Annotated in this window: 21 protein-coding genes; 7 read left to right on the top strand and 14 right to left on the bottom strand. The window is 70.2% G+C overall.

All coding sequences use genetic code 11. The features are described 5' to 3' along the window. The first annotated feature begins 121 nt into the window (after positions 1-121). The gene (locus tag GBZ48_RS05375) at positions 122-598 is read left to right on the top strand and encodes a tRNA (cytidine(34)-2'-O)-methyltransferase (RefSeq protein ID WP_174470135.1); all 477 of its coding nucleotides are present in this window, start codon (positions 122-124) and stop codon (positions 596-598) included. Beyond that, positions 595-1,482, top strand: a complete 888-nt coding sequence (hemF, locus tag GBZ48_RS05370) for an oxygen-dependent coproporphyrinogen oxidase (protein WP_174470086.1) — start codon at positions 595-597, stop codon at positions 1,480-1,482. The genes GBZ48_RS05375 and hemF overlap by 4 nt, the downstream gene beginning before the upstream one ends. Positions 1,483-1,501: 19 nt before the next feature. On the opposite strand, the gene GBZ48_RS05365 is transcribed toward hemF, so the two are convergent. Beyond that, positions 1,502-2,377: an AraC family transcriptional regulator gene (locus GBZ48_RS05365; RefSeq protein WP_174470085.1), complete on the bottom strand. Its 876-nt coding sequence runs from the start codon at positions 2,375-2,377 to the stop codon at positions 1,502-1,504. A 126-nt stretch (positions 2,378-2,503) separates the two neighbouring features. On the opposite strand from GBZ48_RS05365, the gene GBZ48_RS05360 reads away from it, so the two are divergent. Then, the gene (locus GBZ48_RS05360; RefSeq protein ID WP_174470084.1) at positions 2,504-3,436 is read left to right on the top strand and encodes an NmrA family NAD(P)-binding protein; all 933 of its coding nucleotides are present in this window, start codon (positions 2,504-2,506) and stop codon (positions 3,434-3,436) included. Between the two features lie 12 nt (positions 3,437-3,448). Here GBZ48_RS05360 and GBZ48_RS05355 read toward each other — a convergent pair whose 3' ends face one another. Continuing rightward, positions 3,449-3,826, bottom strand: a complete 378-nt coding sequence (locus GBZ48_RS05355; RefSeq protein WP_174470083.1) for a hypothetical protein — start codon at positions 3,824-3,826, stop codon at positions 3,449-3,451. A gap of 139 nt (positions 3,827-3,965) precedes the next feature. Between GBZ48_RS05355 and GBZ48_RS05350 the strand changes: the two genes are divergently transcribed. Beyond that, a complete protein-coding gene (locus GBZ48_RS05350) occupies positions 3,966-5,114 on the top strand; it encodes a DNA topoisomerase IB (protein WP_174470082.1) in 1,149 nt (382 codons plus the stop codon). 54 nt (positions 5,115-5,168) lie between these two features. On the opposite strand, the gene GBZ48_RS05345 is transcribed toward GBZ48_RS05350, so the two are convergent. After that, complete coding sequence (locus GBZ48_RS05345; protein WP_174470081.1) at positions 5,169-7,163, bottom strand: PP2C family protein-serine/threonine phosphatase; 1,995 nt, start codon at positions 7,161-7,163, stop codon at positions 5,169-5,171. 259 nt (positions 7,164-7,422) lie between these two features. On the opposite strand from GBZ48_RS05345, the gene GBZ48_RS05340 reads away from it, so the two are divergent. Next, positions 7,423-7,797, top strand: a complete 375-nt coding sequence (locus tag GBZ48_RS05340) for a hypothetical protein (protein WP_174470080.1) — start codon at positions 7,423-7,425, stop codon at positions 7,795-7,797. Positions 7,798-7,810: 13 nt separating this feature from the next. On the opposite strand, the gene GBZ48_RS05335 is transcribed toward GBZ48_RS05340, so the two are convergent. From GBZ48_RS05335 to wrbA, 3 genes are all read right to left on the bottom strand, one after another. Continuing rightward, positions 7,811-8,179: a hypothetical protein gene (locus tag GBZ48_RS05335; protein WP_174470079.1), complete on the bottom strand. Its 369-nt coding sequence runs from the start codon at positions 8,177-8,179 to the stop codon at positions 7,811-7,813. 67 nt (positions 8,180-8,246) lie between these two features. Next, positions 8,247-9,206: a glutathione S-transferase C-terminal domain-containing protein gene (locus tag GBZ48_RS05330; RefSeq protein ID WP_174470078.1), complete on the bottom strand. Its 960-nt coding sequence runs from the start codon at positions 9,204-9,206 to the stop codon at positions 8,247-8,249. 33 nt (positions 9,207-9,239) lie between these two features. Next, positions 9,240-9,842 carry an NAD(P)H:quinone oxidoreductase gene (gene wrbA / locus GBZ48_RS05325; RefSeq protein ID WP_174470077.1) on the bottom strand — a complete coding sequence of 201 codons (603 nt, stop codon included), beginning with the start codon at positions 9,840-9,842 and terminating at the stop codon, positions 9,240-9,242. 157 nt (positions 9,843-9,999) lie between these two features. Between wrbA and GBZ48_RS05320 the strand changes: the two genes are divergently transcribed. Further along, positions 10,000-10,944 (top strand): LysR family transcriptional regulator, encoded by a 945-nt coding sequence (locus GBZ48_RS05320; RefSeq protein ID WP_174470076.1) that lies wholly within the window; start codon positions 10,000-10,002, stop codon positions 10,942-10,944. Between the two features lie 38 nt (positions 10,945-10,982). On the opposite strand, the gene GBZ48_RS05315 is transcribed toward GBZ48_RS05320, so the two are convergent. From GBZ48_RS05315 to GBZ48_RS05300, 4 genes are all read right to left on the bottom strand, one after another. Further along, complete coding sequence (locus GBZ48_RS05315; RefSeq protein ID WP_109049593.1) at positions 10,983-11,375, bottom strand: hypothetical protein; 393 nt, start codon at positions 11,373-11,375, stop codon at positions 10,983-10,985. 148 nt (positions 11,376-11,523) lie between these two features. Further along, complete coding sequence (locus GBZ48_RS05310) at positions 11,524-12,369, bottom strand: DUF4384 domain-containing protein (protein ID WP_174470075.1); 846 nt, start codon at positions 12,367-12,369, stop codon at positions 11,524-11,526. A gap of 53 nt (positions 12,370-12,422) precedes the next feature. Continuing rightward, positions 12,423-15,797: a caspase family protein gene (locus GBZ48_RS05305; protein ID WP_211105633.1), complete on the bottom strand. Its 3,375-nt coding sequence runs from the start codon at positions 15,795-15,797 to the stop codon at positions 12,423-12,425. A 113-nt stretch (positions 15,798-15,910) separates the two neighbouring features. Further along, entirely contained in the window at positions 15,911-16,726 is an 816-nt protein-coding gene (locus tag GBZ48_RS05300; RefSeq protein WP_174470073.1) for a YMGG-like glycine zipper-containing protein, read from the bottom strand. 244 nt (positions 16,727-16,970) lie between these two features. Between GBZ48_RS05300 and GBZ48_RS05295 the strand changes: the two genes are divergently transcribed. Beyond that, the gene (locus GBZ48_RS05295; RefSeq protein ID WP_174470072.1) at positions 16,971-18,590 is read left to right on the top strand and encodes a caspase family protein; all 1,620 of its coding nucleotides are present in this window, start codon (positions 16,971-16,973) and stop codon (positions 18,588-18,590) included. A 33-nt stretch (positions 18,591-18,623) separates the two neighbouring features. On the opposite strand, the gene GBZ48_RS05290 is transcribed toward GBZ48_RS05295, so the two are convergent. From GBZ48_RS05290 to GBZ48_RS05275, 4 genes are read right to left on the bottom strand one after another with little or no spacing between them, the layout of a single operon-like run. Next, positions 18,624-19,067: a GyrI-like domain-containing protein gene (locus GBZ48_RS05290; RefSeq protein ID WP_174470071.1), complete on the bottom strand. Its 444-nt coding sequence runs from the start codon at positions 19,065-19,067 to the stop codon at positions 18,624-18,626. A gap of 24 nt (positions 19,068-19,091) precedes the next feature. Then, the gene (locus GBZ48_RS05285; RefSeq protein WP_174470070.1) at positions 19,092-19,898 is read right to left on the bottom strand and encodes an aminotransferase class IV; all 807 of its coding nucleotides are present in this window, start codon (positions 19,896-19,898) and stop codon (positions 19,092-19,094) included. Beyond that, a complete protein-coding gene (pabB, locus tag GBZ48_RS05280) occupies positions 19,895-21,262 on the bottom strand; it encodes an aminodeoxychorismate synthase component I (RefSeq protein WP_174470069.1) in 1,368 nt (455 codons plus the stop codon). Before pabB ends, GBZ48_RS05285 begins: the two co-directional genes overlap by 4 nt. A 24-nt stretch (positions 21,263-21,286) precedes the next feature. Then, a complete protein-coding gene (locus tag GBZ48_RS05275) occupies positions 21,287-22,081 on the bottom strand; it encodes an SDR family oxidoreductase (protein WP_174470068.1) in 795 nt (264 codons plus the stop codon). Positions 22,082-22,133 lie beyond the last annotated feature (52 nt).

The following is a 22,133-nucleotide window of genomic DNA, read 5'->3' as shown; positions in this document are numbered from 1 at the left end:
TGCGCTGCGGTATACCGTCGCGTCGACATCTTGAAAAGTCCTTGGCCGGGAGACAATTTGTCGCGTGTACAGGGGCAAGAACATTTGTATGCAAAACAAACACTTCGAGGCAAGGCCCGCGTTGCGCCTTGTGCTGTTCGAACCCGACATTCCGCAGAACACCGGAACCCTGATGCGACTCGCAGCCGGGCTGGGGGTGGCTTTGGATCTGATCGAACCCTGCGGTTTCGTGCTGGATGACCGAAGGTTGCGCCGCGCCGGGATGGACTATCTCGACCATCTCGACTGGACCCGGCACAGCTCGTGGGCCGCGTACCGCGCGGCTCCGCAGGGCGGCCGGCTGGTGCTGCTGACCACGCGGGCGGCGATCCCCTACACGGAATTCCGCTTCGCCCCCGGCGACCGCCTGCTGGTCGGCCGCGAGAGCGCCGGGGTGCCCGACGAGGTGCATGATGCCGCCGACGCCCGGCTGGTGATCCCGATGGTGCCGCCCGCCCGCTCCTTGAACGTTGCGGTCAGCGCGGCGATGGTGTTGGGTGAGGCCTTGCGGCAGACTGCCGCATCCTCTTGCGCACAGCCGGAAATGCCATCGCTATGACAGCCGACTCCAGCACCGTCGAAGAGCGCAAGGCCCGCGCCGCCGCCTGGTTCAAGGAACTGCGCGACCGCATCTGCACGGCCTTCGAGGCGCTGGAGGACGAGCTGACCGGCACCCATGCCGACCTGCCCCCCGGCCGGTTCGAGCGCAAGAGCTGGACCCGCCCGGACTATGGACAGGATGGGGGCGGCGGCGAGGGCGGCGGCGGCACCATGTCGGTGATGAAGGGCCGGGTGTTCGAGAAGGTCGGGGTCAACATCTCGACGGTCCACGGCACCTTCAGCCCGGAATTCCGCGCCAACATCCCCGGCGCGGCCGAGACCGGCGCGTTCTGGGCGGCGGGCATCAGCCTGGTCGCGCACATGCGCTCGCCGCTGGTTCCGGCGACCCATATGAACACCCGCCACATCGTGACCACCAAGGGCTGGTTCGGCGGCGGCGCCGACCTGACGCCGATGATGGAGGACGAGCGGGACACCGCCGACTTCCACGCCGGCCTGCGCGCCGCCTGCGACCGGCACGACCCGGACTATTATCCGCGCTACAAGGAGTGGTGCGACCGCTATTTCTTCCTGCCCCACCGGGGCGAGGCGCGCGGCGTCGGCGGCATCTTCTTCGACAACCTCGAGTCGGGCGACTGGGAGGCGGATTTCGCCTTCACCCGCGATGTCGGCACCGCCTTCCTCGACAGCTACGCCGCCCTGGTCCGCCGCCACATGAACCGGCCCTGGACCGCCGAGCAGCGCGAACACCAGCTGGTCCGCCGCGGCCGCTATGTCGAGTTCAACCTGCTCTACGACCGCGGCACCACCTTCGGCCTGAAAACCGGCGGCAACACCGAGGCGATCCTGATGAGCCTGCCGCCCGAGGTGAAGTGGCCGTGACGCGACGACGCGCCTTCGGTTAGGCTGCCGGGCTTGCCCGGTCCGCAGCCGGAAAGGCCCCGCCGGGATTGTCGACGCGGCCGGCCCCGGTGCGGAAGTAGCCTGTCGGCGTCGTCCCCATCGCCTTCTTGAACATCACGATGAAGGCGGTGACGGACTCGTAGCCCAGGTCGCCCGCCACCCGCTGGACCGTCGCCCCGCCGGCAAGCTCGCGCAGCGCGATGACCAGATGGAGCTGGCGGCGCCACTGGCCGAAGGTCAGCCCGGTTTCCTGGACCATCAGCCGCTTCAGGGACCGCTCGCTCATGGCGACATGCGCGGCCCAGCCGGCGAGCGTACGGCGGTCGCCCGGCTCGGCCGTCAGCGCCCTGGCGATCATGGCGATCTTCGGGTGGCTGGACACCGGCAGCCTCAATCCCTCCCTCGGCATCAGCACCAGCTCGTCCAGCAGAACCCGCACGAGGCGGCCGGTGTGGTCGTCCGACGCATAGCCGCCCGGTACATGCGCAAGGCGGAGGATCATCTCGCGGAGCATCGGCGATACGGAGAGCGTGCAGCATTCCCGCGGCAACGCCGCCGCGTCGGGTTCGACGAACAGGTAGGACAGACGGGCGTTGGGCGTGACCTGATTGCTGTGCGGGACGCCGCCCGGAATCCAGACTCCGCAATCCGGCGGGACGAGCCAAAGGCCGTTCGCCGTCGTGCAGGTGACCGCGCCGTGCAAGGCCAGGATGAGCTGGCCCTGCCGGTGGCTGTGCTGCGGCACTTCGGCCTCGTAATCGCTGAAGTCGAGATGCAGGGCAACCGCCGGACGGTCCGAGCGGTCGGAGTCGCAGTCGAAGTCGTCGATGCAGGGACGCGGCGTCACCGCTGATGTGGTCACTGATTGGCCCATTCTGGAGATCCTATGGCATTATCTCCAAATTCATGCGGACGGCAATCCGCTATCACTGGGGAACGACAGCGCGGTCGCCACCCACCCGAGGCGACCCCAAACAGCTGAAACCCATTGGAGATTGCCATGAAAATTGCCGTCGTCGGCGCGACCGGCAGGATCGGCGCCACGCTCACCCGCACCCTGCTGGGCGCCGGGCACCACGTAAAAGCCCTGTCGAGAGGCGGTCCGGCCCTCGACGCCCTCGTCGCGGCCGGAGCGGAGCCGTTCCTGGGAAGTTTCGACACCGGCACCGGACATCTCGGCGACTTCTTTCAGGACGCCGATGCCGCCTTCCTGATGGTGAAGACCGACTGGACCAACATTCACGGGCATTATCCGACGGTCGCCCAGCGCTTTGTCGATGCGCTCCGCGGCTCTCCGGTCAGGCTGGCCGTGAGCCTGACCGCCATCGGATCGGAAGTCGGCGGCAGCACGGGCCATTTCGAAAGCTTCCACCATCTGGACCGGACGCTGAACGGGCTCGACGCCATCGACCTCGTGCATCTGCGTGCCGGCTGGTTCATGGAGAACATGCTGTTCTTCGCCGATGGGGTCGCAAATCATAGCCGGATCGGCTGGTCGCTCGCCCCCGATGTGGCGCTGCCCTGGGTGGCGACGCAGGACATCGCCGCCCTGGCTGCCCGGGAACTGACCAGCCCGACGGGCCAGCACCGCGTCGTCCGCGAGGTCGGGTCGGAGGATCTCACCATGCCCGAGGTGGCGGCGCTCATCGCCCGGGAGATCGGCCGGCCGGTGGAGTATCGCTTCGTCGACCGGAACCGGCCAGAGGTCGAAGCCGCGTTTCTGGAGAGGTTCGGTACGCCGGAGCGATGGCTCGACGACAGCCTGACCCTCGACGCGCTGAACAGCCGGCGGGTGCGGTTCCATGACAGCCGCAGCCCGCTGCCCACCAGGATGGAGGGTTTCCTCAGGGATGTCTGGAAGCCGGCCTATCTGCGGTCGCTCGCCGGGCGCCAGGAAACCGAGACCTTCTTCACATGGTGCGCTCAGGACTGACCGCGGAGGCCATCAGCGCTGCGACGCCGAGCCGCCCCGGCCCCACGGGCTACCCTGGAGCCAGGGCGCCCAGGCCTGCCGCACCATCTCGCCCCACAGCCGCATCGGCGCCATCCACAGCTCGGCCATCCCGGTGGCCGACGCCATCGGGTTGGCGCCGCCTTGCCCGGTCTGCTGGCCGGCCCGCGCGCCGAAGGCGGGGCCGGCCAGCAGCAGCGGGTTCATCATGGCAGGGGCCAGCATGCCGGCGACCGCGTCGAAGGACGGCGTGGCGCGCAACTGGATGGCGATGACCTCCGCCCCATCCTCCCCGGCCTCGCGGTGCCGGATCTGGATTTCCAGGTTCGGCAGATGGGCGGTCAGAATCGTCTCGTCCGGCTTGCGGTCCATGGTCTGGCGCTCCAATCGGAATCGGGTCGGGGTCTCGCGGGGATCTTGCGTCGCAACACTACGGTTTTTGCAACTGCGAAGAAACCCTCTCCGAAGGAGGTAGCGGAAACCAACGCCCGTTCCGGCCGTTGTTGGCCTTATGGACAGCCCCCTCCCCCCGCCCGATGGCGCCACATCCGATGCCGCATCCGACAAGGACGGCCCCTCCCCCGAACAGGAAGCCGCCTGCGCCGGGCTGAGCTACAGCGCCGACGAGACGCCCGGCATCCGGCGGCGGCGCTACGGCAAGGGCTTCCGCTTCCTGTGGCCCGACGGCACCCCGGTGACGGAGGAGGACACGCTGGCGCGCATCAGGAAGCTGGCGATCCCGCCGGCCTACAAGGACGTGTGGATTTGCGCCGATCCCGACGGCCATCTCCAGGCGACCGGACGCGACGCCAAGGGGCGCAAGCAGTACCGCTACCACCAGCGCTGGACCGAGCTGCGCGAGGGCACCAAGTTCGGCCGCATGGTGGAGTTCTGCCACGCCCTGCCCAAGCTGCGCGAGCGGGTGAACGCCGATCTCGGCCGGCGCGGCCTGCCGCGGGAAAAGGTGCTGGCGGCGGTGGTGCGGCTGCTGGAAACCACGCTGATCCGTGTCGGCAACGAAGCCTATGCCCGCGAGAACCGCAGCTATGGCCTGACCACCCTGCGCGACGACCATGCCGAGATCGAGGGGACGGAGGTCCGCTTCTCGTTCAAGGGCAAGTCGGGCAAGGAATGGAACGTCGCACTTAAGGACCGCCGGCTCGCCCGCGTCGTCGCCGCCTGCCGCGACGTGCCGGGGGACGAGCTGTTCCAGTATCTCGACCGCGACGGCCAGCGCCATGCCGTGACCTCGGGCGACGTCAATGCCTATCTGCGCGAGGCGACCGGCGCCGACTTCACCGCCAAGGATTTCCGCACCTGGGCCGGCACCGTGCTGGCCGCCATGGCACTGCGGGAATTCGAGAGCTTCGACAGTGCCAGCGCCGCCAAGCGCAACATCACCCGCGCCATCGAGCAGGTTGCCACCCGCCTGGGCAACACCCCCAGCGTCTGCCGCAAGAGCTACGTCCACCCTGAGGTGCTGGACGCCTATCTGGAAGGCGGGCTGCTGGCGTCGCTCAAGCAGGAGGTGGAAGCGGAGCTGCGCGACGATCTGGCCGGGCTGAGCGGCGAGGAGGCAGCGGTGCTGGCCTTCCTGCGCCAAAGGCTGGAACGGGAGACGGCGGCGCGGGCGCGGGAGGGCGCGCGGCGGAAGAAGTAGGGGGCGGGCGGGAGCATCGCCAGCCGACGCTCCCCCCTCGGACTGCCCCGGTTGTCAGACCGCCTCGGCCGTCTCGGTCACCGGCAGCAGACGGCGCATGACCAGACAGACCAGATCGCCGGCAAGAATCCCGTCCGCGCCGACATGCGCCTGTACGGTGCGCAGGACCATCTCGGTGCGGTCGCGGACGGACATGCCGCGGCTGTGGGCGAGCGCCGCGGCAAGGCGGGCCTCGCCGAAGGGCTCGCGCTGGCCGTCGACGGACTGGAGCACGCCGTCGGTGCACAGGAACAGCGTCTCATCCTGGGTCAGAACCGTCGTGGCTTCGCCGTAGGGGGCGCCGCGGCGCACGCCCAGCGGCGGACCGCCGGCCTCGGACAGATACTGCACCGCGCCATCCGTCGCGATGCGGGCAGCGCCGCGATGGCCGGCGGAGGCATGCACCAGCGTGCCGGTGACGCGGTCATAGAGGGCGACGAAGGCGGTGGCGAAGCCGTTGAAGGGGCTCTCGCCGCACAGGCGCTCGTTGGCATGGGTCAGGATGGCGGCCGGGCCGACACCCGGCCGGGCGGCCTCGCGGATGGCGCCGCGCACCATCAGCATCAGGAAGGCGGCGGGCACGCCGCCGCCCGACACGCCGGCGGCGACCAGCAGGCTGTGCCGCTCGTCCAGCTCGACCACGTCGTAGAAGTCGCCGCTGACGGTGTGTCCGGGCAGCAGGATGCCGTAGAACTGGCTGTCGCGGCCGACCGGAAGCTGGCGCGGCAGCAGGCCGGACTGCACGTCGCGGGCGGCGCGCTGCTCCTCCTCGATCAGCTGTTCGGCGGCGGCCAGCTTCTCGCTCTTGGTCTCAAGCTCCGCCCCGCGCATGACCAGCTGGGCGTCGAGGGTCTCCTCGCGCGCCGTCGCCTCCATCGCCATGCGGCGGAAGACGCGGGACAGGCGGCCGAACTCGTCGTCACGGTCGGCGGCCTCGTTCAGGGTGAGGGGGTTGAAGCGGCCGGCCTCCACCGCCTTGACCGCCTCGCCCAGCCGCTCCACCGGCGCCATCTGGTCGCGGGCGAAGCGCATGCAGGCATAGACGCCCAGCGCCAGCACGAAGATGCCGACCAGCCCGCCGATCTTCAGCTGGCGGCTCAGCATCGCGCCCGGCTCGGTATAGGGCACACGGACAGCAGCGACCGCCGGCACGCCGGCCGCCGAAGCGGCGGCGGCAGTGGGGGTGGGGCCGGCATATTTGATCGGCGCCAGCGCCAGCAGGCTGTTGCCCGACACGCGGAACGTCACATCACCGCCGGGCGGGACCGCCTTGGCCGAGGCGGTGTCGGCATCGGACAGCGACGCGCCGTCGGCCGCCACCGCGCCGCGGGCCAGCACCCGGCCGTCGCGGTCGAGCAGCCACGCCGCCTCCACGGCACGGGTGGCGATCAGCCCGTCGACCAGCCCGTCGGCCCCCGATTTGCGCAGCAGGTCGCCCAGCCGCCGCACGTCGGCGCCGACCTGCACGATGCGCGGCTTGTCGACGCCGGCCACCCCGGCGAACTTCATCAGCTTGCCGTTCTCCATCGCCGGTTCGGAGACCACCGACGCCGGGGAGCGGTTGAGCAGGCCGGCATAGGCGCCATGGCGCGGACCGCCCTTGGCATCCTGGCCGAACAGCGGATCGGGGCCGGACAGGTTGTGCAGATAGGCACGGCCGCGGTTGTCGGTGATCCACATCTCGTCCGGGCCGCCGGCCTCGGCGATCTGCTTCAGCCGGTCGTTGATGGCGCGCGGCGCCAGCTTCGCCGTTTCGGCCAGCGCCACCAGATGCGCGGTCAGCGTCGCTTCCGACAGCAGCCGTTCCGACAGCAGGGCGTCGACGTCCTGCGGGATGTCGCGCGACTGGGCGGCGGCGCGGGCGAGCAGGCCGGCGGCCAGCCGCGCCTCCGTCTCGATCCGTTCGGTCAGGGCGGCGCGCGTCGTCCAGGCCATCGTCGTGGTGACCGCCGCAACCGCCAGCAGCACCAGACCGGTGACCAGCAGGATCAAACGCTGTTGGAACGTCATGGGATTGCGCCCGCCCCTGTCGCTGAAGAAATGGCCGATGCCACCGCTTCTACCGGTCCGGGACGCGCAAGTCCAGGCACCGGGGCGCTGCGCCCCTCATGTCACGGCGACGGATGGCCGCAGCGGCCCGGCGGTCGCCCTTGCACCGGGTTCGGAGCCGATCCACGCAAGATTCGACCGGGAGCGCGACATTATCTCTTTCGTAACCAGATGGCCGGTAAGACGAAAAATCCCGCCGCCCTCCCGCTGGTGCACGCCGATGCCGATGAATGTCCTGGAAATCGCCATCTATGCGATGGTCCTCACCGCGAACCAGCCGCAATCCTTCGAATGCGTCGCGGTCAAGCCGGAGGGGGTGAACTGCACCAACGGCCTGTCGGCGAAGCCCGACGGCCCGAACCTGCTGTTCAGCACCGGCATCCAGGTGATCAAGGACCGTCAGGGCCGGGTGCAGCTGAGCAACGGGGTGCAGACCCGCTTCGACAGCTCCGCCTGGGTGGAATTCCAGGATGCGGGGAAGAAGCCGGTGGTCAGCGTCCGCAAGACCGGTCCGCTGCGCTTCAAATTCTCCAACGGCTTCCAGTGCGAGGCGATGGGCAACCCGGAAGACATGGCCCGCTGCTACAAGCCCTGACGGCCGGCCTTCCTCAGCGGTTGATGCCGCGGCGCTCCATCTCGTCCTCAATGGCGCGGCGGTTCTGCCGGAGCTGGCGCTGTTCCTCGCCCAGCCGGTCATACTGGCTGCGCAGATCGCGGTCGGAATAGTCGCTGTAGGCATTGCCGCGGCGGTTGCCCGATGAGCCTTCGTAGCGGCGGTTATCGCGGTTCACGTCGCGGCCGGCATCGCGGTCATCCGCCGCGCGCCCGTCGCGGTCCTGCGGATAGGCGTTGGGATTGACGGCACGGTTCAGCTGGTCGAGCGCGCCGCCCCAGCCGTTCTGGGATTGGCCGCTCTGGGCCAGGGCGGGCGATGACAGGGCCAGGACGGCGGCGGCAGCGAGGATGACTGTACGCATTGGACGAACTCCCCTAAGCGGTTGTCGTTTCCTTCTGACAACCGCCGGAGAGCCGATCCGTCACGCGTCACACCGGATCCGGCCCGAGACCGCCGCGCCCGTGCGGCGCATCGAGGTCCAGCTTCGGCCCCTTCGGCACGATGCCGGTCGGGTTGATGGTGGCGTGGCTGCCGTAGTAATGGCGCTTGATGTGGTCGAAATTCACCGTCTCGGCCACACCCGGCACCTGATAGAGGTCGCGCAGATAGCCCGACAGGTGCGGATAGTCGGCGATCCGCCGCTGGTTGCACTTGAAATGCCCGACATAGACGGCGTCGAAACGCACCAGCGTGGTGAACAGCCGCCAATCCGCCTCGGTCAGGCGGTTGCCGACCAGCCAGCGCTGCGTCGCCAGCCTGGCGTCGAGGCCGTCCAATGCCGCGAACAGCGCGTCGAAGGCCGCCTCGTACTTGTCCTGGGAGGTGGCGAAGCCGGCCTTGTAAACGCCGTTGTTGACGGCGTCATAGACGTGGGCGTTGACGCGGTCGATCTCCTCGACCAGATCCGGCGGGCAGAAATCGGTGCGGACGTCGGTGAAGGCGTCGAATTCGCGGTTGAGCATGCGGATGATCTCCGCCGACTCGTTGTTCACGATGCTGCCGGTCTTTTTGTCCCACAACACCGGGACGGTCACCCGGCCGCTGTAGCCGGGCTTGGCCTTCAGATAGACCTCGTAGAGCCGCCGGGCGCCGGTGACCGGCTCCGGCTCGGCGAAGGTCCAGCCGTCCGCCAGCATCAGCGGATCGACCACGCTGACGCCGATCACCTCGTCCAGCCGCTTCAGCTTGCGGAAGATCAGCGTGCGGTGCGCCCAGGGGCAGGCCAGCGACACCATCAGGTGATAGCGCCCGGCCTCCGCCGGATAGGGGGTGGAGCCGTCGGCCGACACCCGGTCGCGGAACTGCGCCTCCGTCCGGACGAACGCGCCGCCGGTCTTTTTGGTGTCGTACCACTGGTCTTGCCACTGTCCATCGATCAGCAGGCCCACGGCTCCCTCCCCTTCTTTACTCTATACCCGGTATCAACCGTGCAGCTTGGTCGTGATCTCGGCGACATGGCGGCCCTGGTAGCGGGCACCGTCCAGTTCGACCGCGCTCGGGCGGCGCGAGCCGTCGCCGTCGGCGATGGTGCTGGCACCGTAGGGCGAGTTGCCCATCACTTCCGAAACGCCCATCTGGCCCTGGAAGGAATAGGGCAGCCCGACGATCACCAGACCCAGATGCAGCAGGACGGTGTGGGTGCTGAGGATGGTGCTCTCCTGCCCGCCATGCTGGGTGGCGGTGGAGGTGAAGACGCTGCCGACCTTGCCGACGAGCGCACCCTTGGCCCACAGCCCGCCGGTCTGGTCGAGGAAGTTCTTCATCTGCGAGGCCATGTTGCCGTAGCGCGTCGGCGTGCCGATGATGATCGCGTCGTACTGGGCCAGCTCGTCGACGGTGGCGACGGGGATGTTGCTCTCGTCCTTGTAATGGGCGGACTGGCGGACGGCTTCCGGCACCAGCTCGGGCACGCGCTTCACCGCCACCTCGGTCCCGGCGACGGAGCGGGCGCCTTCGGCCACCGCCTGCGCCATCTCCGACACATGGCCCCAGCTGCTGTAATAGAGGACCAGAACCTTCGCCATCGCCGTCACTCCCTGTTGGTTTGCGTGAATGGGTCGTCGATTTCCGGCCGCCGCGGGCCGTTGCCGGCGCGGCGGTGACATCAGAAATAGGGCGCGGCGGCGCTTCCGGTAATCCCGGATCTTGGCACCTTATTGTTTCCGGGTGTACAACAATGCCATGGATCGCCTCGACGACATGCTCGCCTTCATCAAGGTGGTGGACACCAAGAGCTTCACCGCCGCCGCCGACCGGCTCAATCTGTCGAAGTCGGTGGTCTCCCGCCGTATCGGCGAGCTGGAGAACCGTCTTGGCGCGCGGCTCTTGAACCGCACCACCCGCAAGCTCAGCCTGACCGAGGTGGGGCAGGCCTATTACGAGCGCTGCACCCGCATCCTCGCCGATCTGGAGGAGGCGGAGCAGGCGGTCGCCGACCTGCATGCCGCCCCGCGCGGCCGGCTGCGGCTGAACGCACCGGTCAGCTTCGGCATCATGCATCTGGCCCCGGCGGTGGCGGAGTTCCTGGAGCGCTATCCGGCCATCGAGATCGACATGGACCTGAACGACCGCACGGTCGATCTGGTCGACGAGGGGTACGATCTGGCGGTGCGCATCGGCCGGCTGCGCGACAGCTCGCTGATCGCCCGGCGGCTGGCCCCGGCGCGGATGGCGCTGTGCGCCAGCCCGGCCTATCTGCAAAAGCACGGCGTGCCGCAGACGCCCGACGAACTGAGCAACCACGCCTGCCTGATCTACACCAACGTGCCGACCCCCGACCTCTGGCCGTTCATCGTCGACGGGGAGATGCGCAGCATCCGGGTGTCAGGGCCGATCCGCAGCAACAACGGCGACCTGCTGCGCGAGGCGGCGGCGGCCGGCGTCGGCTTCATCATGTCGCCGACCTTCCTGTGCGGGCAGGCGCTGTCGCGCGGCGAGCTGGTCAGCATCCTGCACCGCCATGTCCCGGCAGAGGTGAGCGTCAACGCGGTCTATCCGCAGAATCGCCACCTGTCGCCGAAGGTGCGGGTGTTCGTCGATTTCCTGGTTCAGCGCTTCGGCCCGCGCCCCTACTGGGACTGCGCGCTGCTCGACACGCTGCCGGAGGAGGCATGGCCGCAGGATTAGGGAGGATTAGGGCGCTGCGGCAGCCCGGCCGAACGGCCTCAGGTGGGCGAGTTCGGCCGGCGGCGGGAGCGCAGGTTCAGCGCGGTGATGAAGTTGGGCTGCTGGCCGACGACCTGCCCCTGGGGAACCGGCTTCTTCGGGGCGGTGGACAGGAAGCCGCCGACCCGGCCGCGCAGCTCGACCGAGTGATGCGCCGCCTCGTCCGCGGTTTGCGCCACCTGGCGGCGGACCGACGGTTCCAGCGTGTTGAAGGCGCGGGAGGCGAATTCGAAGGCCGGCTGCGATTTGGTGGCGATCACCTGACGCAGCGCCTTGGACACCAGCACCGTGTCGAGACCGCCCGGCCCCTCGACCCCATCCAGCACGTCGGCCAGGATGCCGATGGCCTGGAGCGTGCGGTTGTCGTCCAGCGAAAGGTCGTGAGCGTCCATACGGGTCTTCCGATCGTCTCAAGCGGTACGGGTCTCGCCCCTGAGGACACCCGGCTTCTACCGCTTGAATCATAGTGTTTGCGCCGGCATCTGGCAATGGACGGCAGCGCGGGCCGGCAGTTGAATCGTTAAGACCGTGGCGGCCACGCTACTCGGCGACGGTGGTGAGGACGGCGGAACGGACGGCCACGGCGCCCCTGGCGTCGGCAGGCAGCGCCGCCAGCGCGGCGCGCAGGCCCGCCAGATAGGGGCCGGCGGGCTCGACCTCCTCCCGGTCGGCGGGGAACAGCGGGTCGCGGGTCACCAGCGCCAGGATCATCGCCGGGCCGAAGGGCGGTGAGATGGTGTAGATGCGGTCTGTCGCCGACTTCGCGACGCCGAGCATCACCGGCCGCCCGGCCTCCACGTGGTCGTCGCGACGCAGGCGCATCGGTACCATATGGATGACGCTGCCGTCGCCGTCGATGTAATCGACGGTCAGATGGCCCGGCATGCCGGCGGTGACCGTGATCTCCAGCGTCTCGCCCTTGCGGTAGACCAGTGACGGCCTGTTGAAGGAGAGCGTCGGGGCGTCGGACTCCCGTCCATGCGGATTCCCCTCCGGTCCGCCCGCCAACCCGGCGATGCCCAGCGCCTCGCACAGCGGCCAGGGCCGCACGGCCACCTGCGCATCGAGATCGCTGCCGGGCGGCAGCGCGGTGAGCACCGCCTTCAGGACATCGGCATCCTCGACGCTGCCGACATAGCCGGAGATGCGCAACCCCTTGCCGGTCTCCGTTATTTCGACACCGGCGCAGGTCAGGCGGCCGACCGCCGCGTCCACCTCCTTGCGGGCCTCGGCGGTCGTCGGGCGCGGCGTGTCCACAGCGGTCGCCGCCGGCAAGGACTGTGCCTGCGACACCCCGGCCATCAGGAAACCGGCGAGGCCGGCCGCCAGAGGAAGCCGGGTTCCCCGCCTTCGCGGGGACGGCGGATCGGAAAAGAATCGGATCATGATGGACGGTTCCGAACGGGCGCTTTCCAAACAGGCACACTCAAAACAGGCTCTCAGGGCTTCGCCGGCTCCGGCGCCGCCAGCGGGAAGGGGTTCAGTTCGTTGCCGCCGGTCTTGAAGATGGCGGACTGGTTCCACCGCTTTTCCCGCGCCAGACGCGGCACGGCGCGGTTCACATACTGGCCGAGCGTCAGGTTGTAGACCGCCTCGTCGCCCGGCAGCAGGGCCTTGCCCCTCAGCCCTTCCAGCACCGCATGGGCGAAGATGCCGTTGCGGCCGTCATAGCTGTCGAGCGCCTCCTCCTGCTCCGACGAAGCCGCCAGCAGATAGCGCTGGCCCATGTCCTGGTACAGCTTGTCGACCGTGCCGGCGGACACGGCACCCGAATGGCAGGTGTCGAGCAGGACCAGCACGTTGCGGGCGGCAATGGCGCTGACCAGCCGGTTCAGATCCTTTTCCGACAGGCCCTGCCGGGTGATCGCCTCGGGCGTTGTGGCGGTCACGTCCTGGGTGATGAAATGATACAGCTTGACCGACGGGTCCTTCGGCGACGGCACGATCACGCCATGGCCGGCCAGGTAGAGCACGACCGTGTCCTGTTCGCGCGCGGCGGCGGCCAGCGCCTCCAGCCCGGATATGACGGCGTCGCGGCTCGCCTCCTCGTCATAGAGCGTCCGCGACAGCGCCAGCGACTGCTCCCGGTCGTAGGTCGCGGGAATGCGGCCGCGCACCGCCTCGGCGAAGGAGGTGGCGTCGGCACGGGCGAAGCGCAGCTGCGAGCCCGCCGGCCGGTATTTGTCGATGCCGACGACGAAGGTGATCAGCCGCGGCCGGTCCGGCACGTCCCGCGCCTTGCCGTCCTCCGCCTCTGCGACCGGTACCGGCGCCGGCAGAACGAAATCGACCAGGGCCGAGCGCTCGTAGATGGCGTCGGACCCGCTGTAGGCACGGATCTGCACGCGGTTGCTACCGGGATCGAGCCGGACGGTGCTGACCCGCTCCTCCGCCACCGGCGGTCCCTGGTCCTTGGCGGCGTCGCCGACAACCGGCGGGGTCGGCGGCGTGGAAAGCTGCTGGGATGGCGGCGGGGCCGGCTGCGGTACAGGCTCCTTGGCGCGGGCGAAGGCGCGGGACTTGTCCTGGCCGCTGACGTTGCGGCCATTGCGGAACAGATCGACCGACCCGATGCCGCCGCCGGTGTCGGCGATGCGGTAGCGCAGGCGCACCGCGCCGATCCCCTCCGGCAAAGCCACGGTCAGGCGGGGCGTGTCGGCCGTGCCGTCCGGATCAGGCCCCTGCCCTGCCCCTTGCGTTCCGCCCTGCGGCGTCGTCTTGGCGGCGGCTGCCGCAGGTGCGGGAACCGGTGCGGGGGCCGGCTCCTTGGCGCGCGCGAAGGCGCGGCTGACCGGCGTCATGTCCAGCGGATGGCAGGTTTCGGCGTCCGCCGTCACCGCCGGGGTCGCGGCCGGCGCGGCGGCTTCGACCGCACCGCTGCCGAGCGACAGACCGCGGGAGGCGGCGGGCACGGTGCAGTAGTCCAGCAGGGTCACCTGCGGACGGCGCTGGGTCAGCAGGCGGATGTCGCCGATGGCCGACAGGCGCGCCGCGATCTCCGCCTGCCCGGTCTGGCGCAGCTTGGCGCGCACCAGTTCGGGGGCGTCGAACACGCGGTAGACCTGCTTGAACTCCACCCATTGCAGCCCCTTCTTGTTGGGGTCGTTCAGATGGAAGCCGACCAAAGTCTCGCCGCCGCTCTCGGAATGGTCGAAGAAGGCCTCCGGCGTCCACAGCACCCAGCGGCGGCCGTCGCGGTGCGGGAACAGCGCCGCCAGCTCCTCCAGCGGGCGGGCGCCGCCGGACAGGGCATACCAGCGCAGCGTGCCGTCGCCCAGCGCCGCCACGGCGACCCGGCCGTCGGCCGACGCGACGACGCCCCACACGGCGGCCGGCACCTCGGCGCGGGCAAGCTCGGCCCCGGCGGAATCGAGCAGGCGCAGGCTGAACTCGCCGCCCAGCAGGACGCGGCGCTGCGCGCCCAGCACGGTGACGCTGCGCGCCCACTCGCCGCTGTCCAGCTTCACCGGCTGGCCATTGATTTTGGCCGTCCGGCTGTTGCGCCAGTCGGAGACGCCGATCCCCGGCCCCTCGGCGGACGGGCGGTTCAGGCCGGGCAGCGCGTCGGGCGCGGGGGTCAGGCTGCGGGTCAGCACGTCGAAGCGCATCGGCCGCCGGCCGCCCTGCTCCATGCCGAATTCCAGCACCAGCCCGTCGTCCGACAGGCCGAAACGGCCGAGATGGATGTCGCGGTAATCGGCGATGTCGCCGATGCGGGCGAACAGCAGCCGGCCGGCCGGATCGAGCACGCCCCATCCGGGATCGGCGGCGGCGAAGGCCACCCCGCCGCCGGACAGCGCCAGCAGGTGGGTCACCGAATCGCGCGCCACGGGGGTGTCGGCGAAGGCGCCCTTGCCGCCGTCGGCCCAGCGGCGCACCACGTTGCGGGTGCCGTCCTGCGTCGCGGTGCCGGCGGCGACCAGCGCCGTGCCGTCCCAGGCGACGGCGGCGAAGCTGCCGCCGGTGATGCCGGTGGTCTTGGGCGACAGGCGCGCCTTCAGGTCGCTGCCGGACAGCACGTCGACCCGCGTCTGGTCGGCATAGCCGACGGCCAGCAGCGATCCGTCGGGCGAGAAGGCCACCGAATAGGGCATTCCGCTGCCCGGCTTGCGCTTGGCCTTCTGCTTGAAGCCGGCATCGTAGAGGCGGATGTTGCCGTCGAAGGACGCGGTGGCGAGCCGGCCGTCGGGCGAGAAGGCCAGCGCCGAAACCCGCGCGCCGTAGCCGGCATCCTCGGCGACCAGCTTGAAGCCGGCGCTGTCCCACACCCGGATGCCGGCGGTGCCGCCGAAGGCCCCGGCGACGAACCGCCCATCGGGCGAAAAGGCCAGATCGTTCAGCACCTGCGGCTGGCCGGCAAGGCGGGCCTTCAGCCGCTGGGCCTTCACGTCGAACAGGTAGAGCGTGACGCCGTCGCCCCAGCTCGTGCCCGTGTTGCCGGCCGCCACGGCCAGCGACCCGTCGGCGGACAGGGCGACGGCATAGAGCGCCCCTTCGTCCCCCGCCTCCATCGGCACGCGCAGCACGCCCAGCGGCTCGCCGTCGCGGCTCCACAGCCGCAGGGACTTGTCGTTGGACACGGTGGCGATCAGCCGGCCCTGGGCATCGCTGGCCAGCCGGTTGACGCGGGCGGTGTGGCCGCCGGTCTCGATGCGCAGGAACGCACCCGTCGATGCATCGCCCGCCAGCGCGCTTCCCATGGCCAGCCAGCCCAGCAGAAGGCCGAGGAGGGCCGCAAGGAGAGCGCCGGAGCGGATGCCGATACGGGCACCGCGCCGAAGCCGCGCGATCGGGTGAGTGAGACAGCCGGCCATCGTCGGTTCCGCTTGCACTGAATGTCGAAGACCGCCCGGCCGCGGCACCTTTGGAGATGCTGCGGCCGGGCGGATCCTATCGGACCTTGTCGGATCGCGCCTCAGACCGCGCCTCAGACAGCGTCGAGGGTGGCTTCCTTCTGGGCGATCTGCTGGATGGCGTTGGTCGAGGCGTTGATGCGCTCCGACGTTTCGAAGGCGGTGTTGGTGCGCTGGACCACCTGCGACGGCGAGGCGGCGCCGGCGGTAGTGGTCTGCTTGGCCGGCTTCTTCTTGGTCTGCGCCTTGACCGCGGTCTTGGTGCGGATCTTGGCGGCGGCGCCCGGCTCGATGTTGTCGGCGGCGATCAGATACTCGTCGCGGCGCTTGACGATGTTCTGGTTGATGGCGCTGGCGATGGTGTAGTCCTTGTCCAGCTGGCCGCGGATCAGGGCGAGGCGCTGCTCGGCCTCCGGTTTGCCGATGCGGTTCGCCTTGTAGTCGGCCTTGACCCGCGCGATCTCGGCGCGGCGGCAGTTCACCAGTTGGTCGAGCGCGACCTGGGTGCGGTCCAGGTTCTGGTTCTCGGTGTCGAGATCGTTCGCCACGCCCAGGATCGCCTGGTCGCGGCCCTGCTGCATCCTGGAGTTCCAGTAGCCGCCGAGCGTGCCGACGGCGGCCCCGGCCGCGGCGCCGATCAGGGCGCTCTTGAGATTGCCGCCGGCCAGCGCACCGGTCAGCGCCCCGGCACCCGCACCGATGGCGGCGCCCTTCAGCATATCCTCGGCGTAGTAATTGCCGGTCGAATCGAGGGCGACCCGGTACTGGTAGCAGGCATCGGACCCGTCATTCGCGCCGATGCGGTCCTGCTGCGTGGTCACGCAGCCGCTGAGCGCCATGGCGACGATGGTGACGGAGAGGAGGCTTGCCCTGACACGGTTGCTTCGCATTGCCTGGATTCCCGTTTGCTTTTCTGTTTGATCGCGTCTTGCGTTTCAGATCCGAAACCGTGACCATCGGCGCCACCCCCCAGCGGCTGCATCGTCACGGCGGCTCGAACCCGGCTGCAACGCTGCCACAGCAACAACCCTGAAGGAAGGGGTCATTGCTACCAATTCGTGCAGTCTTTTAACTATCGTCGGCCGTAACCCGTTCGGGCGGGCCGGCCTCTTCTGGGGTATCAGGGGGCATCGAATGATTGCAGGATTGCGGCGGCTGACCGTGTTGGCGACGGTGTTCGCGGGCCTCTCGCTCGCCGCCGGACCGATGCTGGCAGCAGGCCCGGCGCGGGCGGAAATCGCCGCGCTGGTGATCGGAATCGACAAATACAGCCGGATCAATCCGCTTCAGGGGGCGGTCAACGACGCCCGTGACATCGCCGATGCGCTGAAGGGTCTGGGTGTGCGGAAACTGCGCCTGTTCCTCGATGGCGAGGCCGAGCGCAGCCGGATCATCGCCGCATGGCGGCAGCTGATCGCCGAAACCTCCCCCGACTCGACGCTGGTGCTGACCTTCGCCGGCCATGGCGCACAACAACCGGAGCGTGTGCCCGACAGCGAGGCCGACGGGCTGGACGAATTCCTGGTGCTGGCCGATTTCGCCCCGCGCGGCCCCGGCACCGCGCAGCGCCTGACCGACGACGAGATCGCCGTCCTGTTCAAGGAGGCGGCACCGCGCCGGGTGATCTTCGTCTCCGATTCGTGCCATTCCGGCACGATGACCCGCGCCTTCGACGACCGTGCCGGCAAGCTCGGCACGCGGGCGGCGACCATCGACGGGGTGCCGGTCGACCGCATCGAGGACGACGCCCTGCCCCCGCCCACCCGCGCCGCCTTGCAGGCGGAGGCGGAAGAGCAGCCGAACGTCACCTTCTTCGCCGCGGTGGCCGACCACGAGCTGGCGCCGGAGGTGCTGATCGACCGCAAGCCGCGCGGCGCGCTGAGCTGGGCCTTCGCCAACGCGCTCCGCGGGCAGGCCGACCGCGACGGCGACGGCGTCGTCACCAAGGGGGAGCTGGAGGCGCACATCCGCGGCGCCGTGCGCATGGCGCTGGAAGGGCGTCAGCATCCGCAGGTCCAGCCGCGCGGCCGGGGCGAGGTCCCGCTGATCGACCCGGTCGCCGGCCGGCCGAAGCCGCCCTCCCTGCTGCCGGCGGCAGGCGCCATCCCGCTGCGCATCCTGGGCAAGCCGGCCGCGGCGAAGACGCTGGCGGCGGGCTTCACCGGCATCGAGCCGGCCGGAAAGGACGATGCTGCCCTGATCTGGGACAGCGCCTCCGGCGAGGTGGTCAGTTCGACGGGCGATGTGCTGGCCAGCATTCCCGGCGATCCGGCGGCACCGGAGACCCGGCGGCGGGTGCAGGGGGTGATCGACAAATGGGCGCTGGTGCTGCGGGTGAAGGCGGCGGCGCAGGACCGCTCGCTCGCGCTGGCCGTCGAGCCGGGCGACCGCGATTACCGCAAGGGGGAGACGGTCTCGCTCGACATCGGCGGCAACAGCGGCACCTATTTCACCCTGATCAACCTCGCCGCCGACGGCACGGTGAACTACCTTTACCCGCTGGCGGACCGCAAGGACCCGCCGCAGATCCCGCGCGGCGGCCCCTACCGGCTGGCGCTGACGGTGGAGCCGCCCTTCGGCGCCGACCATTTCCTCGCCATCGCCTCGCCCAAGCCGATGGCGGCGCTGCAACGCGACCTCGCCGCACTCGACGGCAAGCCGGCCGCCGCGGAGGTCGCCACCCTGTTGAACCGCCATCTGGCCGGACAACCGGTGGAGTTCGGCATCCACGGCGTCTACAGCACGGCGCGCTGAAGCAGGGTGCGCCGACCGGCCGTCGCCGGACCGTCAGCCGAGCGCCGGCAGTTGCGGGGCGAGCGCCAGATGCAGTTCGTGGCGCCCCTCCTGCTGGCCGGGCCGATGGCCGAAATCGAGCGCGATCCCCGACAGCTTCAGCCCGTTGGCCTCGGCATGGGCATGAAGCCGGGCGAAGCCGTCGGCCATCGCCGCCTGCGGGCCGTCCTGCACGGTGCGCAGGTAGCGGCCGGCGTCGAGGTCGAGGCGGACCATGCCGTCCGGGATCTCGCTGGCCTTGGCCGCCATGAAGCCGACCAGCCGGCGGCGGAGCCCGGTCTCGTCCGGCAGCGACACCGCGGCGTAGGCCGCCGTTCCGACATCGGCAGCGAACACGCGCTCCCACGCGGCGGCGACGGCGGCGGGCAGCTCGTCGCCGCCCGCCTCCACCATGCAGCCGATGAGTGTCAGTTCGGGAAAGCTCACGGTTTCGATCATCACGGTCCCTTGGATGGCGACGGATTACAGGTCGGGATCGGCCAGCAGGCGAGCCAGAACCGGTCCCGCCGCCCCGCTGCCGACCGGGCGGCCATCGACCGCCACCAGCGGGCGCAGGCCCAGGCTGTTGGTCAGGATGGCCTCGTCGGCGCGGGCGAGGTCTTCGGGGGTGAGGGGCGCTTCCTCGGCGCCATGGCGCTCCAGGATCAGGGCGCGGCGGATGCCGGGAAGGGCGCCGTCGGCCAGCGGCGGGGTCAGCAGACGTCCGCCGATGGACAGGAACAGGGTGGCGACGCTCGATTCCGCCAGCCGGCCGGCGGCGTTCAGCAGCAGCGCCTCGTCGGCGCCACGCTCCGCCGCCTCCTGCCGGGCCAGGATGGAATCGAGGTAGTTCAGCGACTTCAGGCGCGACAGGGGCGAATGCTCGTTGCGGCGGGTGCTGCGGGCGACGATGGCGGCCACCGGCGCCGTCATGTGGGCGGCGGGCGCCACGGTCATCAGCAGGGTCGGCCGGGCGTCGGCCGGCGGCAGCACGCCGCGCGCGCCGGTGCCGCGCGACAGGGTCAGGCGCAGCACGCCGTCGGCGATGCCGGCCGCCCCGACCAGCGCCGCCATCGCGTCGGTCAGTTCCGCGGTGCCGTAGGGCAGCGGCAGGCGGAGCAGTGCAACCCCAGCCGTCAGCCGGTCGAGATGGCGCGGCAGGTGGCGCGGCAGGCTGTCCTTGATCCGGATCGTCTCGAACAGCCCGTCGCCGAGGGTGAAGCCGCGGTCGGCCGGGTCGATCCGCGCCTCCGCCGCCTGGATCAACCGCCCATTCAGCCAGATCGTCATGGCGTTCCCTCCCCCACCGGTTCCCCCGCCGCGCGCAGCTGGGCACGGGCCTTGACCAGCATTTCCTCATGCTCGTCCGCCGGATCGGAATCGGCGACGATGCCGCCGCCGGCCTGGGCGATCACTGCGTCCGGCGTCACCGACAGGGTGCGGATGACGATGTTGCTGTCCATCGCGCCGTCGAAGCCGATCCAGGCCACCGAGCCGCAATAAGCGCCGCGGCGGGCAACCTCCAGCTCGTCGATGATCTGCATGGCGCGGATCTTCGGCGCGCCGGTGATCGACCCGCCGGGACAGGCGGCGCGCAGCAGATCGACCGGCCCCAGCCCGGGCAGCAGGCGCGCGGTGACCACGGACACAAGGTGATGGACGGTGGCGAAGCTCTCCAGCCCGAACAGCACCGGCACCTTGACGCTGCCGATTTCCGACACGCGCGCCAGATCGTTGCGCAGCAGGTCGGTGATCATCAGGTTTTCCGCCCGGTCCTTGATGCTGGCCGACAGTTCCGCCGCCGCCGCCGCGTCGGCTGCCGGGTTCGGATGGCGCGGACGGGTGCCCTTGATCGGCCGCGTCTCGATCCTGCGGTCGGCGCCGAGCCGGATGAAGCGCTCCGGCGACGCCCCAGCCAGCCGCAGCTTCGGGCCGCAATTCAGGAAGGCGGCGAAGGGCGCCGGGCTCAAGGCGCGCAGGCGCTCGTAGAGCGCATAGGCATCGATGGAGCCCGGCACATCGGCCAGGAAGCGCTGGGTGAAGTTGGCCTGATAGATGTCGCCGGCCCGGATATAGTCCAGCACCCGTCCGACGCGGTCGAGATAGTCGGGGGGCGCCAGCTCCGACCGCCAGCGCAACGGGGCCGGCCCGGCCGATTGTTCCGGAGGCGGAATGGACAGCCGTGCCGCCATGCGGCGGGCGCGGTCCTCCGCCTCCGGCCGGGCGGCGATGACCCAGGCCCGGCGCTCCTGCCGGTCGAAGGCGGCGACGGCATCGTAGAGCCCGAAGGCGAAGTCCGGCTGGCCGCCCGGATTGCCATGGCGGGAGATCAGGCCCTCCAAAGCCGTTCCGGCTTCGTAACCGACGAAGCCCACGGCCCCTCCGGTGAAGGGGACCGGGCCGGCGGAGGGGAGCGGACATGCCGCCAGCGCCCGTTCCAGCGCATCGAAGGGGCTGCCGCCGACCGGCCGGCCGTCGACCAGGGTCTGCCCGCCGGTGGCCTCCACGGTTTGGAACGGGTCCGCAACGATGTAGGAATAGCGCCCGTTCTGCGGGTGAGGGGCGGCGCTGTCGAGCAGCATCGCCCAGGGCTCGGCGCTCCAGGGACGGAACAGGGCGGCGGGATCGCCGCAGGAGATCGGGATCGTCAGCATGGCGGTGGGCAGTCTGCCGGCGGCTTACATCAAGATGGTGGCGCCGCCATCGACGACCAAGACATGGCCGTTGACATAGGACGCCGCGGCCGAGGCCAGGAACACCGCGGCACCGGCGATCTCCTCCGGCCGGCCCCAGCGGCGCATCGGCGTGCGGTTGGCGAAATAGGCCCCGCGTTCGGGATCGCCGGCAATCCCCGCATTCGTTTCGGTTGCGAAAAAGCCGGGGGCGATGGCGTTGCTGGTCAGGCCCTGCGCGCCGTACTCGGCGGCCAGTGCCCGCACCATGCCGTTCAGACCGGCCTTCGCCGCGGCATAGACGCTGTCGTTGGCCCGCGCGATCTGCCCGGCGACGGAGGTGACGGCGATCAGCCGGCCGCTGCCCCGCGGCAGCATGAGCCGCGCCGCTTCCCGCGCCAGGATCAGGCTGGAGGCCAGATCGACGTCGAGGAGGGTGACGATCTCGTCGTCGGTCAGGTCGGCCAGCGGCTTGCGGTTGCGCTGCCCGACATTCTGGACCAGCACGTCGAGGCGGCCATGCTCGCGGTCGATCCGCGCGAAGGCGTCGCGCACCGCCGCCCGGTCCGACACGTCGAAGGCCAGCGCCGACGCGCTGCCGCCAGTGGCCTCGATCTCGGCGACGCGGGCCTCCAGCGTCGCGGTGTCGCGGCCGTTCAGCAGCACATGCGCGCCAGAGCCGGCCAGCGCCCGCGCGATCTCCAGCCCCAGCCCGCGCCCCGAGCCGGTGACCAGCGCCACCTGACCGGCCAGCGAGAAAGTCGACAGGTAGGCCAAATTGGAAGGCGTCGTCGCGGTCATGTCCTGCCCCCTGTCCGGTGCGGCGTTGCAGCGGTCATTTAGCAGACGCAGC

Source organism: Azospirillum melinis (assembly GCF_013340935.1).
In the GTDB taxonomy this organism is placed as follows: domain Bacteria; phylum Pseudomonadota; class Alphaproteobacteria; order Azospirillales; family Azospirillaceae; genus Azospirillum; species Azospirillum melinis.
Note: the sequence above shows the minus strand (reverse complement) of the source record. Positions and strands in the feature narration are given on the sequence as shown.

Excerpts from the sequence above, each read along its gene's own strand:
- hemF (WP_174470086.1), top strand. The coding sequence starts at position 595 with ATGACAGCCGACTCCAGCACCGTCGAAGAGCGCAAGGCCCGCGCCGCC.
- GBZ48_RS05365 (WP_174470085.1), bottom strand. The coding sequence starts at position 2,377 with ATGGGCCAATCAGTGACCACATCAGCGGTGACGCCGCGTCCCTGCATC.
- GBZ48_RS05360 (WP_174470084.1), top strand. The coding sequence starts at position 2,504 with ATGAAAATTGCCGTCGTCGGCGCGACCGGCAGGATCGGCGCCACGCTC.
- GBZ48_RS05355 (WP_174470083.1), bottom strand. The coding sequence starts at position 3,826 with ATGGACCGCAAGCCGGACGAGACGATTCTGACCGCCCATCTGCCGAAC.
- GBZ48_RS05350 (WP_174470082.1), top strand. The coding sequence starts at position 3,966 with ATGGACAGCCCCCTCCCCCCGCCCGATGGCGCCACATCCGATGCCGCA.
- GBZ48_RS05345 (WP_174470081.1), bottom strand. The coding sequence starts at position 7,163 with ATGACGTTCCAACAGCGTTTGATCCTGCTGGTCACCGGTCTGGTGCTG.
- GBZ48_RS05340 (WP_174470080.1), top strand. The coding sequence starts at position 7,423 with ATGCCGATGAATGTCCTGGAAATCGCCATCTATGCGATGGTCCTCACC.
- GBZ48_RS05335 (WP_174470079.1), bottom strand. The coding sequence starts at position 8,179 with ATGCGTACAGTCATCCTCGCTGCCGCCGCCGTCCTGGCCCTGTCATCG.
- wrbA (WP_174470077.1), bottom strand. The coding sequence starts at position 9,842 with ATGGCGAAGGTTCTGGTCCTCTATTACAGCAGCTGGGGCCATGTGTCG.
- GBZ48_RS05320 (WP_174470076.1), top strand. The coding sequence starts at position 10,000 with ATGGATCGCCTCGACGACATGCTCGCCTTCATCAAGGTGGTGGACACC.
- GBZ48_RS05315 (WP_109049593.1), bottom strand. The coding sequence starts at position 11,375 with ATGGACGCTCACGACCTTTCGCTGGACGACAACCGCACGCTCCAGGCC.
- GBZ48_RS05310 (WP_174470075.1), bottom strand. The coding sequence starts at position 12,369 with ATGATCCGATTCTTTTCCGATCCGCCGTCCCCGCGAAGGCGGGGAACC.
- GBZ48_RS05305 (WP_211105633.1), bottom strand. The coding sequence starts at position 15,797 with ATGGCCGGCTGTCTCACTCACCCGATCGCGCGGCTTCGGCGCGGTGCC.
- GBZ48_RS05300 (WP_174470073.1), bottom strand. The coding sequence starts at position 16,726 with ATGCGAAGCAACCGTGTCAGGGCAAGCCTCCTCTCCGTCACCATCGTC.
- GBZ48_RS05295 (WP_174470072.1), top strand. The coding sequence starts at position 16,971 with ATGATTGCAGGATTGCGGCGGCTGACCGTGTTGGCGACGGTGTTCGCG.
- GBZ48_RS05290 (WP_174470071.1), bottom strand. The coding sequence starts at position 19,067 with ATGATCGAAACCGTGAGCTTTCCCGAACTGACACTCATCGGCTGCATG.
- GBZ48_RS05285 (WP_174470070.1), bottom strand. The coding sequence starts at position 19,898 with ATGACGATCTGGCTGAATGGGCGGTTGATCCAGGCGGCGGAGGCGCGG.
- pabB (WP_174470069.1), bottom strand. The coding sequence starts at position 21,262 with ATGCTGACGATCCCGATCTCCTGCGGCGATCCCGCCGCCCTGTTCCGT.
- GBZ48_RS05275 (WP_174470068.1), bottom strand. The coding sequence starts at position 22,081 with ATGACCGCGACGACGCCTTCCAATTTGGCCTACCTGTCGACTTTCTCG.